The sequence below is a fragment of the Rhodospirillales bacterium genome, assembly GCA_016872535.1.
GTDB lineage: Bacteria > Pseudomonadota > Alphaproteobacteria > Rhodospirillales > 2-12-FULL-67-15 > 2-12-FULL-67-15.
Genome location: VGZQ01000094.1, coordinates 1 through 10,177, shown reverse-complemented (window position 1 = coordinate 10,177; position 10,177 = coordinate 1). Strand labels below are relative to the sequence as shown.

At 65.1% G+C, this 10,177-nt stretch carries 9 protein-coding genes; 4 read left to right on the top strand and 5 right to left on the bottom strand.

What is annotated here, in order from left to right; all coding sequences use genetic code 11:
- The first annotated feature begins 170 nt into the window (after positions 1 to 170).
- A complete protein-coding gene (locus tag FJ311_14415) occupies positions 171 to 1,562 on the top strand; it encodes a beta-glucosidase (GenBank protein ID MBM3952632.1) in 1,392 nt (463 codons plus the stop codon).
- On the opposite strand, the gene FJ311_14410 is transcribed toward FJ311_14415, so the two are convergent.
- The 5 genes from FJ311_14410 to FJ311_14390 form a co-directional block, all read right to left on the bottom strand.
- Complete coding sequence (locus FJ311_14410; GenBank protein ID MBM3952631.1) at positions 1,522 to 3,303, bottom strand: ABC transporter ATP-binding protein/permease; 1,782 nt, start codon at positions 3,301 to 3,303, stop codon at positions 1,522 to 1,524. The two genes, FJ311_14415 and FJ311_14410, sit on opposite strands and share 41 nt — an antisense overlap.
- A gap of 111 nt (positions 3,304 to 3,414) precedes the next feature.
- Entirely contained in the window at positions 3,415 to 4,215 is an 801-nt protein-coding gene (locus tag FJ311_14405) for an ABC transporter ATP-binding protein (GenBank protein ID MBM3952630.1), read from the bottom strand.
- Positions 4,215 to 5,003, bottom strand: coding sequence for an ABC transporter permease (locus FJ311_14400; GenBank protein ID MBM3952629.1), 789 nt, complete (start codon positions 5,001 to 5,003; stop codon positions 4,215 to 4,217). The genes FJ311_14405 and FJ311_14400 overlap by 1 nt, the downstream gene beginning before the upstream one ends.
- Positions 5,004 to 5,072: 69 nt before the next feature.
- Positions 5,073 to 6,047 (bottom strand): ABC transporter substrate-binding protein, encoded by a 975-nt coding sequence (locus tag FJ311_14395; protein ID MBM3952628.1) that lies wholly within the window; start codon positions 6,045 to 6,047, stop codon positions 5,073 to 5,075.
- 13 nt (positions 6,048 to 6,060) lie between these two features.
- On the bottom strand, positions 6,061 to 7,533 hold the full coding sequence (locus FJ311_14390) for an amidase (protein ID MBM3952627.1): 1,473 nt from the start codon (positions 7,531 to 7,533) through the stop codon (positions 6,061 to 6,063).
- Between the two features lie 201 nt (positions 7,534 to 7,734).
- Between FJ311_14390 and FJ311_14385 the strand changes: the two genes are divergently transcribed.
- The 3 genes from FJ311_14385 to FJ311_14375 all read left to right on the top strand — a co-directional run bounded on the left by FJ311_14385 (position 7,735) and on the right by FJ311_14375 (position 9,786).
- Complete coding sequence (locus FJ311_14385; GenBank protein ID MBM3952626.1) at positions 7,735 to 9,129, top strand: M23 family peptidase; 1,395 nt, start codon at positions 7,735 to 7,737, stop codon at positions 9,127 to 9,129.
- Between the two features lie 116 nt (positions 9,130 to 9,245).
- Positions 9,246 to 9,479 carry a type II toxin-antitoxin system ParD family antitoxin gene (locus FJ311_14380; GenBank protein MBM3952625.1) on the top strand — a complete coding sequence of 78 codons (234 nt, stop codon included), beginning with the start codon at positions 9,246 to 9,248 and terminating at the stop codon, positions 9,477 to 9,479.
- On the top strand, positions 9,472 to 9,786 hold the full coding sequence (locus FJ311_14375; GenBank protein MBM3952624.1) for a type II toxin-antitoxin system RelE/ParE family toxin: 315 nt from the start codon (positions 9,472 to 9,474) through the stop codon (positions 9,784 to 9,786). The genes FJ311_14380 and FJ311_14375 overlap by 8 nt, the downstream gene beginning before the upstream one ends.
- Positions 9,787 to 10,177: the final 391 nt, after the last annotated feature.

The following is a 10,177-nucleotide window of genomic DNA, read 5'->3' as shown; positions in this document are numbered from 1 at the left end:
ATTTGGTTCTAACATGTTGCAGTGCCGCGTGAATTTGATGGTTGCTCGCCTCCAACGGGTGCTTTTCGCGAAAAATTCCCTGTATTTTCCCTGTTAAACAGGGAAATCATCCGGAGACGAGTTCGCGCCGGACTGCCTCCTCCGCCATCGCCTCTCAAATTCTGATCGCCATGCCCGCACCCCGCACGAAAAAATCCGCCAAACGCGCGTCGTTCAAATACCCCGCCGGCTTCGTCTGGGGCTGCTCGACGTCGAGCTTCCAGATCGAGGGCGCGACCCAGGAAGACGGGCGCGGCGACAGCATCTGGGACGCGCGCGGGCGCATCCCCGGCAAGGTCGCGAACGGCGATACCGGCGACGTCGCCTGCGACCACTATCACCGCTACCGCGAGGACGTCGCCCTGATGAAGGGGCTCGGCCTCGACGCCTACCGCTTTTCCGTCGCCTGGCCGCGCGTGCTGCCCGAGGGACGCGGCGCGGTCAACGACAAGGGCCTCGATTTTTACGACCGGCTGATCGACGCGGTCTTGGCCGCCGGAATCGATCCCTGGCTCTGCCTTTATCACTGGGACCTGCCGCAGGCGCTGCATGAAGCGGGCGGCTGGCCCGCCCGCGACAGCGCCGGCTGGTTCGCCGATTACGCGGCGCTGGTCGCGCGCCGCTACGGCGACCGGGTCAAGCGCTGGGCGACGTTCAACGAGTTTTCGGTCTTCACGCTGTTCGGCTACGCCATCGACTGGGGCGCGCCCGGCATCACCGACCGCGAGCAGCACTTGCGCGCGATTCATCATGTCAACCTGGCCCACGGCGCGGGCGTCGACGCGGTGCGCGCGCTGGCGCCCAAGGCGTCCGTCGGCGCCATCCACAACGTCCAGCCGATCATCCCGGAAAAGGACACCGCCGCCGACCGCGAAGCCGCCGCCGACCTGCACGAGCATTGGAACCTGGCGTTTCCCGATCCGCAGATCCTCGCCCACTATCCGCCGAGGCTCGCGCGCGCGATCGAGAAATACGTCGTTGCCGGCGACATGGCGCGCATCTGCCGCCCGGTCGATTGGTTCGGCCTCAACCACTACGGGCCGATTTTCGCCAAGGCCGATTCCAACTCGGTGCACGGGTTCGGCTGGGGCTCGGCGCCCGCCGACGCGCCCAAGTCCGACATCGGCTGGCCGGTGTTCCCGGAGATGTTCGCCGATACCTTGGTCGAGGTCTGGCGGCGCTACGGATTGCCGGTCTACGTCACCGAGAACGGCTGCGGCGGCAACGACGCGAGCTCGGGCGAAACCCCGGACGCGCGCGGCCGCGTCGAGGACAAGCACCGGCTGAGCTATCTCAAGATGCACACCGCCGCCATGGAAGCGGCCATGCGCCGGGGCGCCGACGTGCGCGGCTATTTCGTCTGGTCGCTGCTCGACAATTTCGAGTGGGGCTCGGGCTACGGCCAGCGCTTCGGCATCGTCCGCGTCGATTACAAGACCCAGCAGCGGACGCCGAAGGCGTCCTACGCCTGGTATCGCGACTTCATCCGGTCCGCGCGGGCGGCACGGCGGCGAGCGCGCTGAAGGTTCCGTCGTCGAGATCCAGGCGGTGGGTGGCGAAGGCCGCGAGTTCGGGCGCCTGGCCGACCATGACGATGGCGGCGTCCGCCGCTTCGCCGGCCAGCACCCGCAGCATGGCCGCGCGCGAATCCGGCGTCATGGCGTCCAACGTTTCCTGAATCAAAATCCAGCGCGGCCGGAACAGCAGGATACGGGCGACGCCGAGCCGGCGCTGCTCGTCCTCGGTCAGGATTTCGCCCCAATGGGCGCGCCGGTCGAGATCGCGGGCCCGCCCGCCGAGGCCGACCCGCTGAAGCGCTTGCACGACTTCGGCGTCGGTGAAATTTCTTGGTGATTGGGGATAAGCGACGATCGCCTTGAGCGCGCGCAGCGGCAGGTACGGCCGGCGCGAGGCGAAAAACGGTTCGCCCTCGGCGGGCAACATGAGCCGCCCGCTCCCCCACGGCCAGAGGCCGGCGAGCGCCTTGAGCAGCTTGAAGCCGATGGCCGCGTCGCCCGCGACCAGCACGCGCGACCCGGGCGCGATCACGGCCGTGATCGGTTTCGTCGCGGCCCGGCCGTCGGCCTCGGCCAGCGACAGCCGGTCGAAAACCAGCGTATCGGCATCTCCGCGCGCGATCCGGATACCCGCATGCGCGTCGTGCGTGCCGTTGCGCCGCGCCGCCTCGAGCGCGTCGCTGAGGCCGAGCACGCGCTCGACCGAGGCGCGCCAGTCGGCGACCGCGCTCACGTTGTCGACCGGCCACGACATGGCGCCCACCATCTGCTGGAACGCCTGCGCCGTCTGCATCAGGATGCCGAGGGTGATGGCGCCGGCGATGTAGCGGGGCGAAGCGACCAGGATCGGGAACACTTGCGACAGCACCCACCAGGCCGAGGTGAAGTAGAACAGGCTGACCAGCGCCCGGGTCTGCAGGTTCCAGGAACGGATCGCGCTGCGGAACAGCGCGCGCAGGCTGCGATCCTCGTTGTCCTCGCCGCGCAGCAGCGCCACCTGCAGGCTGTGCTGGCGCGCGTAGGCGAGGCCGAAACGGAAGTCCGCCTCGGTCGTTTGGCGCAGGTTTTGCGCCCGGATCAAGGGCAGCCCGAGACGGAGCGCGATCACGGTGCCGATCGCGGCGTAGAACACCGCGATCCACACCAGATGCCCGGGAATATAGAGCGATACGCCCCCGACGCTCATCTCCGGCGGGCCCGACAGGTTCCACAAAATCGTCGTGAAACTGACCAGAATCAGGATCGCGTAGAGCAGCGAATGGGCGAGGTCGATGGCGTTATCGGTCGCGAACCGGATGTCCTCGGCGATGCGGCCGTCGGGATTGGTATGCGCGCCCGGAAACAGGGTCACCTTGTAGTGCCGCCCGTCCGCCATCCATTCGCCGAGCATCCGGTAGGTGAGCCACTTGCGCCAGCCGATCTTGATCCATCGCTTGACCACAAGATGGAAGATCGTGATCACGATATTGGCGGCGATGATCAGCGCCGCCGCCCCGATCAGCCACAGGAACCGTTCCAGGTCGCGGGTTTCGAGCGAATCGAACAAATGCTCGATCCACAGGTTGATCGAAGTTGCGATCACGATCTGCAGGACGGTAAGCGCAATCAGCGCCGCGGTCATGGCGCGGATGGGCCATTTGCCCTCGGAACTCCAATAGGGACCGGCGAGCGGGCCGAACTTGCGGAAAAACGCCACCCAGCGGCCGATACGGCCGAAGATCCGGATACGCGGATAGGATGGGCGCATGGGCGTGGAAGGTAAACGGCCCCCCTGGTGGCGCCGCGCGGACGGGCGCGGTCCTGCTAGTTTATGCCCGCCCTTTCGCCGCCAGGCAATCGCGCAAACAAAATCCGGGGGTCAATCGGCGAGCTGGCCTTCGAGGGCGAAGCTTTTCGCCAGTTCGGCGTCGAGATCGGCGTATATGGTGCGCTCGTGATCGCGGAACGAATCCGTCGTCGAGTCGCGCGGATGAGCGAGGTCGACGGCGCGAATCGACTTGATCTCGCCCGGGCGCGCGGTCATGACCACGATCCGATCGGAAAGCGCGATCGCTTCCAGCACCGAATGGGTGACGAAAACGACCGTCTTGCGATGTTCCTGCCAGATCGCGAGCAACTGCTTTTGCAGGGCGCGGCGGGTGAGCGCGTCGAGCGCGCCGAACGGCTCGTCCATCAGGATGATCGAGGGATCGGTGGCGAACGCGCGCGCGATGGCGACGCGCTGCTTCATGCCGCCCGACAGTTCGTGTACCTGCTTGGCGGCGAAATCCTTGAGTCCCACCGAACGCAGGTAATCGAGCGCGATCGCGCGCCGCTCGGCCCGGGCGACGCCCTTGCGTTCGAGCCCGAATTCGACGTTGCCGAGCACATCGAGCCATGGAAACAGGGCGTAACTCTGAAACACCATGCCGCGATCGATATCCGGGCCCGAGATCGGCTTGCCGTCGACCAAGGCCTCCCCCGCCGACGGCGCGAGCAGGCCGGCGAGGATGTTGAGCAGCGTACTCTTGCCGCAGCCCGATGGCCCGACCAGGGACACGAACTCGCCCGCGCCGACTTCCAGCGTCGTCGGCCGCAACGCCTCGACCGTCTCGCCGCCCTCGGTGCGAAAGACCTTGGCGATGCCACGCACGGCGATGGCGGAACCGGCCGCGCCCATCACACCGCCCCCCACGAAATCCGCCGGTGAATGAACCGGAACAGGGCGTCGAACGCGACACCCAGCACGCCGATTACCGCCATGCCGACCAGAACCTTGTCGGCGCGCAGGATTTCCATGCCGTTGGAGATCAGGTAACCGAGCCCCGAGCGCGCCGCCACCAGTTCGGCGGCGATGATCGCGGCCCAGCCGGTGCCGAACGAGATGCGCAATCCGGTGATGATGTTGGGCAGCGCCGCCGGCAGCACCACCTTGTGGAACAGCGACATGCGATCGTTGCAGCCGAGCACCTGCCCGGCGTGGATCAGGACCGGATCGATCCGCTTCACCCCGGCGACGGTCGAGATCAGGGTCGGAAAGAAGGTGCCAACCAGCACGACGAAAATCTTGCCGAATTCGCCGATGCCGAACCACAAAATCGCGAGGGGAATCCAGGCCAACGGCGAAATCGGCCGGATCAACTCGACCACCGGATCGACCAGGCGCTCGAAACGCGGGATGCGCCCCATGGCGAGGCCAAGCGGAATGGCGATGACGGCGGCCAGGCACCACGCCGACAGCACGCGCGTCAGGCTCGCCCCGATGTGGCGGAACAGCTCGCCCGAGACGATCAACTCGCCGAGATGCCGGGCCACCGCCCACGGCTGCGGCAGGAGCGATTCGTGCGGCTTGAAGATCGCGACCACCGCCAGCCAGACCGCGACGATGAAGATCGCGGCGTAGACGAACGGCAGCAGTCGCCCGAGCACCTCGAGGCCGGACGCGCGTTCGCTGTGAGGCGTGGACATGGCCGCGTGACCCGTAAACGCGCGGACGGGGTTAACCCGCCCGCGCGGTTGCGTCCGACGTCGATCGTCTTATTTCACCATCGCCAGCGCTTTTTCGGCGAAGGTCGGGTTGATCTTCGGATTATCCTCGGGCTTCAGGATTTTGGCGTCCTTGAGGAACTTGGCGTAGGAATCGATCATCGCCTTGGTCGGGACCACGTTCTTGCTGTAGACCGAAATGCCTTCCGACAGCGAATAATTGATCACGTTTTCCGGAAAGCCGATTTCCTTCGCCCACAGCTTGGCCGCCGCCTTGGGATCCTTGAGGATGTAGTCGATCGCCTGGACATTGGCGGTGATCAGGTCCTGAACCACGTCCGGCCGCTTGGCGAGGAAGTCGTCGCGCACGTACTCGCCGTTGCCGACGTAATGGCCCTGCATGATCGGCATGATCTTCTCGGCCTTGATCAGGACGCGCGAATGCCCGGCGGCGAGCGCGTTGGAGACGTGCGGATCCCAGGTAATCCCGGCCGCGACCGATTTGTTCTGCAAGAGGGTCGGCACCTGCGCGCCGTCGGTCTTGAACAGCTTGATGTCGGATTCCTTGAGGCCCGCGTCGGCGAGCGCCTTCAGCAGCAGCGGATACTGCTGCGAGCCTTCGCCCGGAAAAGCGACGTTCTGGCCCTTGAGGTCGGCGACCGTTTTGGCCTTGGAATCCTTAGGCACGATGATCGCCGTCTGTTCGAGGATGGTGATGGCGACCAGGGTCGCCGGTAGGCGCGAGGCCGCGATCACCGCCGGACCCATGCCCGCGGAAGCGATCTGCAGTTCACCCGCCGCCAGGGCCTGATTCTCCGGCGCCCCGTAGGCGAAGGAGCGAAACACGATTTTGATGTTGTGCTTCTTTTCGATCGGGGTCAGCAGGTCGAGTGCCTTGGCGATGTAGATCGGCATGGTCGCCGGTTGCACGCCGTAATTGACCGTTTCCTGGGCACGCGCCGGGCTGGCGCCGGTCGCCAATGCGGCAACGCACGCCGCGAGCACGATTTTCGTCTTGGTCGTCATAAGAACCTCCCTGTTATCGTCCTGGTTTGGTCTTCGTCCCGGCGGTTCCGCCCGCCGAGCCCGAAAGTTTGGCGAGATCCGGAATCGGGCGCGCGGTTTCGGGATCGCGGGCCAGGACCTGTTCAAGTGCGAGCGCGATGCCGAGCACGCGGTTGTCGGACCCGTTGGGGCCCACGACCTGAATGCCAAACGGCATTCCACGGTGGTCGCGCCCGCACGGTAGCACGGCGATCGCCGGCACTACCAGCGAGAGGGCATACGCTATCGTATACCAGCTCATATAGGTCGGAAGCTTCTGGCCATTAATTTCGTCAATGAATAGACGGGCATGGGGAAACGGCGAAATCGCCGTCGCCGGACAGATCAGCACGTCGACCCCGTCGAAGAGCGCGTTGAACCGCTGGTAAACCTTGGTGTGCTCGACCTGCGCCCAGGCGACATCGGCGACGGTGTATTTAAGCCCCCGCTCGGTTCCATCAATGACGTTGCGGCCGAGCAAGTGGCGATGTTTTTCCAGTCGCGTTCCATGTTCGCCCACGCAATAAAGCCCGCGCAGGATTTCGAAGACATCGAGCGCCGGGCCGAGGTCGGGGTCGCGATTTTCGGCGGTTCGGAACGCGGAACGGAAGGAAGCGACTTTCCGGATAAAAACGTCGCGGATCGCGTCATCGATCGGCGCGCACCCGAGATCGGCGGAAAAGGCGGCCCGCAGCGACGACAAGTCCGCCGCGACCAGCCGGTCTGGCAGGCGCGCGGCATCCGCGGACGAATACGGGTCCCGTTTGTCGAGGCCGGCTTCGGCCTTGAGCAACAGATGCGCGTCTTCGACCGTGCGCGCCAACGGTCCCAGAACATGAAGTGGAGTAAACCCGCTCGCGCGCGCCATGTACGGAACGAGGCCCGGCGATGGCCGGAATCCGACCACTCCGCAGAACCCGGCCGGCGTGCGGATCGACCCCCCGTAATCCGTGCCGGTCGCGAGCGGCACCATGCCCGCCGCCAGCGCCACCGCCGAACCGCCGGAGGAACCGCCGCACGTTTTCTCGGGATCGAACGGATTGCCGGTCGCGCCGTACACATCGTTGACGGTGTTGGACCCGGCGCCGAACTCGGGCGTGTTGGTTTTGCCGAGCACGATACCGCCGGCGGCGCGGATGTTGCGGATGTGCGGCTCGTCGGCAGCGGGCACATGATCCTTGTAAAGCCGTGAGCCCCAGGTGGTGCGGAGGCCCTCGGTCGCCTCCAAATCCTTGATCCCGATCGGAAGCCCGTGCAGCGGGCCCAGCGGATCGCCCCGCGTCTGCCGGGCTTCGGCCTCGCGGGCGGTTTTACGCGCGCGTTCGACGTCGAGCGCCACGAACGCGTTCAACGCGCCGTTGACCGCCGCGATCCGGGCGAGGCAGCTTTCCAGCAGTTCGACCGGCGACAGCTTCTTCGCGCCGATCAAACGCCGCGCCGCGACCGCGGAAAGATCGCACGGTTCCATGTCCCTCTCCCTTCGGCCGGAAGAGTAACCGATCTCGCGATCTCTCGCGACGCTCGGGGTCGCGCCGGATCGGTGCGCGCTAATCCGTTCTTAACCCGGTTAACCATATCCTTGATATCGCGCGCCTATTCGGCCGGCTGTTCTTGACAGCCGAAGCCATCCTTCGCATGCTGCGGCCAACACGCCTGGGGAACATATCGTATGCTTTTGAGAGCCTTTTTGCCGGTGACGGCGCTGTCGGCCGGCACGCTCGCGCTCGCGGCGCTGATTGCCTTTCCGCCGCAACCGGTCGTCAACGCTCTCGCCCGCCTCGGCGCCGATTCCGAAACCTTCATCAAGGCGCCGCTGTCGATCGGCCATCCCCTGGTCGCGCCGACGTTCTCCTGGTTGTACGGACCGGAACGCCTGGTGCCGGATGAGCCGGGTACCGACGCGGCGTTCGAAGCGCCGGCGCGCGCCGATTACACTCGTGCCGTTCCGGTGCGCGCGGGCGACACATTGGCAGCCCTGCTCGCGCGCGCCAACGTCCCGCGCGACGAAGCCGGCGCCGCGCTTGCCGCGCTCAAGGGCGTGTTCGATCCGAAGTCGCTGAAGAGCGGCCTCAGCGTCGACATCGCCTGGTCCATCGCCGCCGGCGAGGACGAAGCCAGCCCGCGCTTCGAGGGGCTCTCCTTCGCGCCTGACTACAGCCGCAAGATCGAGGTCGCGCGGACCGAGGACGGCGGCTTCATCGCGAACGACGTGCGTCCCGAACTCTCGCGGGTCCTTTTGCGCGCGAGTGGGACCATCGATTCCAGCCTCTATCTCGCCGGAAGGGCCGCCGGCGTTCCGGCGCCGGTGCTGGCGGAACTGATCCGCGCCTACTCTTACGACGTCGATTTCCAGCGCGAAATCCAGGCCGGCGATTCGTTCGAGGTGGTGTTCGAATCGGTGCGCAACGAGGATGGCCTGGCGGTTCACGCCGGCGCGATCCGCTTCGCGGCGCTGACGCTGTCGGGCGCGACCAAAACCATCTGGCGCCACGTCATGACCGACGGGCATGCCGATTATTTCAACGACAAGGGCGAAAGCGTGCGAAAGGCGCTGCTCAAAACGCCGATCGACGGCGCGCGGTTGACTTCCGGCTTCGGCAAGCGCCTGCACCCGATTCTCGGCTACACCGCCATGCACCGGGGCGTCGATTTCGCGGCGCCCATCGGCACGCCGGTCTACGCCGCCGGCGACGGCACCGTCGCCATGGCCGAATTCAACGGCGCCTACGGCAAATACGTGCGTATCCGCCACAACGGCCAGTACGCGACCGCCTATGCCCACCTGAGCCGCTTCGGCAGGAACATCGCCGCCGGCAAGCGCGTGCGCCAGGGCGACGTGATCGGCTACGTCGGCTCGACCGGGCGCTCGACCGGACCGCATCTGCATTACGAAATCCTGGTCGGCGGCCAGCAAACCAACCCGCTCAAGGTGAAAATGCCGGTCGGGCCGAAGCTTCAGGGCGCCGACCTCGCGCGCTTCCTCAAGGACAAGGCCGCGACCGAGCGGCAGATCGCCGAGGCGGAGCCGGCCGAATTATTCAAAACCGCGCGCAGCGGGAATTGATAACGCACCTTATTCCGCCGCCGCTTTGATCTTTTCGCCGTTGATAACCAACGCGCCGTCGCTAATTATGGCATTCTTTGTCAAAATATGCCATCGTACGGGTAGAGGAGATTCCCATGGCCACGATGAACGTTTCCCTGCCCGATCCCATGCGGGAATGGGTTGAGTCCCAAGTGAAGGGCGGCGCCTACGCCAACGCCAGCGACTACATTCGGGACCTGATCCGCCACGACCAGCAGCGGCGCGAGGCGCTGCAAGCCGCCATCCGCGAAGGCTTGGAGAGCGGGCGCAGCCTGCGAAAGGCCAAGGACGTGATGACGGCGGCCAAAGCCCGCCTACGGCATGGCTGACTACGTTCTTTCCAACAAGGCCGACGCCGATCTCGACGATATCTACGTCTTTTCGTACCGGACCTTCGGCGAGGCCGAAGCCGATGCCTATTTCCTCGGCTTGAGCGACTGCCTCCGGATGCTGGCGGAAAATCCGCGCCTGGGCCGGCCGGTGGACGACATCCAGCCCGGGCTACTCCGCCATGACCATGGTCACCATATTGTTTTCTACATGATCGAAGGCGGCGGTATTTTCGTCGTCCGAATTCTCCATCATGCCATGAATGTCGAACGTCACGTCGATCCGGCGAAAAAGAACGAGCCGTGAGGGCTTGGCGCCGCCTTTCCTTGGCCGTTCGTATCTATATCGATTCCAAAATTTCAATTAAAAAGCGCGACGATCCGTTCGGCTGGAAACGTCAAAGCGACCGCCCATAATCCCAAAGTGATCGGAGCGCCCCATTCGAGAATAATCCATCGCGCCAATTCGCTTTTCTGGTAGCGGAAAAACCAGCGGTCGAATCGTTCCAAGGAAGCCGGAATTCTTTGCGAACAAATTACTTTCGCGGTTTCTCCGATTCCATGGCTTGCTCTAGGGTCTGTACTCAATTAGGGGATTCTCAACGCTACGAAGATGTGATTCAAGCCTCCGAGGAGAACGGAGGCTGGGATGGCGCATCTTTACTGGCTGAACGACAAGGAATGGGCGCGGATCAGGC

What these genes read in the sequence shown, in the direction of transcription:
- FJ311_14415 (MBM3952632.1), top strand. Translation starts at nt 171, where the DNA reads ATGCCCGCACCCCGCACGAAAAAATCCGCCAAACGCGCGTCGTTCAAA.
- FJ311_14410 (MBM3952631.1), bottom strand. Translation starts at nt 3,303, where the DNA reads ATGCGCCCATCCTATCCGCGTATCCGGATCTTCGGCCGTATCGGCCGC.
- FJ311_14405 (MBM3952630.1), bottom strand. Translation starts at nt 4,215, where the DNA reads ATGGGCGCGGCCGGTTCCGCCATCGCCGTGCGTGGCATCGCCAAGGTC.
- FJ311_14400 (MBM3952629.1), bottom strand. Translation starts at nt 5,003, where the DNA reads ATGTCCACGCCTCACAGCGAACGCGCGTCCGGCCTCGAGGTGCTCGGG.
- FJ311_14395 (MBM3952628.1), bottom strand. Translation starts at nt 6,047, where the DNA reads ATGACGACCAAGACGAAAATCGTGCTCGCGGCGTGCGTTGCCGCATTG.
- FJ311_14390 (MBM3952627.1), bottom strand. Translation starts at nt 7,533, where the DNA reads ATGGAACCGTGCGATCTTTCCGCGGTCGCGGCGCGGCGTTTGATCGGC.
- FJ311_14385 (MBM3952626.1), top strand. Translation starts at nt 7,735, where the DNA reads ATGCTTTTGAGAGCCTTTTTGCCGGTGACGGCGCTGTCGGCCGGCACG.
- FJ311_14380 (MBM3952625.1), top strand. Translation starts at nt 9,246, where the DNA reads ATGGCCACGATGAACGTTTCCCTGCCCGATCCCATGCGGGAATGGGTT.
- FJ311_14375 (MBM3952624.1), top strand. Translation starts at nt 9,472, where the DNA reads ATGGCTGACTACGTTCTTTCCAACAAGGCCGACGCCGATCTCGACGAT.